4 protein-coding genes are annotated in these 1449 nt (G+C 67.5%); 3 read left to right on the forward strand and 1 reads right to left on the reverse strand.

Annotated elements, in window-relative coordinates; translation table 11 throughout:
- Window positions 1-224: 224 nt before the first annotated feature.
- Both DB30_RS40805 and DB30_RS40810 read left to right on the forward strand, forming a co-directional pair.
- Entirely contained in the window at window positions 225-329 is a 105-nt protein-coding gene (locus DB30_RS40805; protein ID WP_165704193.1) for an ExbD/TolR family protein, read from the forward strand.
- 60 nt (window positions 330-389) lie between these two features.
- Complete coding sequence (locus DB30_RS40810; protein WP_165704194.1) at window positions 390-551, forward strand: hypothetical protein; 162 nt, start codon at window positions 390-392, stop codon at window positions 549-551.
- Between the two features lie 95 nt (window positions 552-646).
- Here DB30_RS40810 and DB30_RS42650 read toward each other — a convergent pair whose 3' ends face one another.
- Window positions 647-949 carry a transposase gene (locus DB30_RS42650; RefSeq protein WP_052559519.1) on the reverse strand — a complete coding sequence of 101 codons (303 nt, stop codon included), beginning with the start codon at window positions 947-949 and terminating at the stop codon, window positions 647-649.
- Window positions 950-1018: 69 nt separating this feature from the next.
- Between DB30_RS42650 and DB30_RS42655 the strand changes: the two genes are divergently transcribed.
- Complete coding sequence (locus tag DB30_RS42655; RefSeq protein ID WP_052559521.1) at window positions 1019-1276, forward strand: hypothetical protein; 258 nt, start codon at window positions 1019-1021, stop codon at window positions 1274-1276.
- Window positions 1277-1449 lie beyond the last annotated feature (173 nt).

Genomic DNA, 1449 nt, shown 5'->3' on the forward strand with positions numbered 1-1449 from the left:
GAGTGACATCCCGGCGGCCATGGGGGGCGGCCTTCTCATCCCATCCGGTACAGCTGCGTTTCGGCTCCTCGCCCTCGCCGAAAATTCCGGCGCGAGGCGACGCGATGCATTGCACCACGGGCTGCTAGGCTCGACGGCTGCGCGGGGAGCCGATCGAGCTGCGCGTACAGATCGCACACTACCGGCGCTACTGGGCCGAGGTCGAGGCCGCCGAGCGTGCTGCCGTGAAGGCTGATGACAAGGTTGCGTATGGATCGGGGATCGACGTCATGTCTGCTGCGCGCGAGGCTGGGATCGAGCACGTCGGGATCGCGTCTGAGAAGCTGTAAGTGGCGCGGGCACGGGCTAGCAGCTCACCCGCCAAGCTGTACCGGCAGAGCCCAGCGCCGTTGCCGACCAGGAACGACGTCACCGACGTGGCTGCGGGCTCGGCCACGGTGACGGAGGCCACGGTGACGGAGGCCTCGGGCTCGTGCCTCGGGGCGGCCGGCGGCAACACGGGCGAGCATGCGGAGGCCACCCCCAACAGCAGGACTCGGCGGGTTCGGTGACGACCGCGACGCATGCCGTGATTGAGACTCGATCTGTTCGAGGTGTCCAGCCCAAGCGAGCGGGTGCTGCTCACCGTTCGACTGAACACCAACTTTCAGCGGCCGGCCATGCCGAGCTTGCTCTTGCGGTAGTCAAAATGCGCGATGAGATCATGAGGGTGCAGCACCACCGCGTGCGTGCCATCGCGCCAGGCGTGTTTGAACCGATACACCAGACGCTGGCGCTCGGGAGTGAGCTCGAGCCGCTCCTGAGCGACTGGCGGTCGCGCGACGTACCGGCATAGTCGCTCGAGTCGTCGTCGATCTCGACCGTCGATCGCCGGCCCGGCGTGTACATTGACGCCACCGACTTCGGCGAGCGACTCGCCGGGTGCAGGGACCTCGCAGACCGGATGCACGCCGAAAGTTGTGTCGGCGGTGGTCTTGCGAGAAGGGTGGACGCGCGACGTAGCCCCACAAACGCCGATGTGTTCGGAGGGGTCCCCATCGTCGAGATCGCGGTCAACGACGACATCTGCGTCCGCTCGGCAGCGGGCGAGGTCAGGTGCTGGGGCTACGAGACCAAGAGCGCCCAGCTCGTGTTCGATCGCGCCATCGACATCGATGTTGGGCCCGGTGACGGCTGTGCGCGCGACGCCGCGGGTGAGATCTGGTGCTGGGATCTGCGACAGCCTGGCGCAGCCCGATCGCCGCGGCGAGTTGCGCTGCTGGAGCATCGGGGGTGAGTGCGCGGTGACGTGTCGCGGCCGCGTAGCGACGACCCTGTGAGCATCGGAGCTGCGGTCCGGGTCCCCAAGCTCTCGCAGGTGGAGTCTCTGTTCGGAGGTCCGGGGTCGACGGACTGCGAGCACGTAAGCATGGGTGCCATCGTGCCAGGCTCGTTCGAGCCCACAGTGTG

Source organism: Enhygromyxa salina (genome assembly GCF_000737335.2).
GTDB lineage: Bacteria > Myxococcota_A > Polyangia > Nannocystales > Nannocystaceae > Plesiocystis > Plesiocystis salina_C.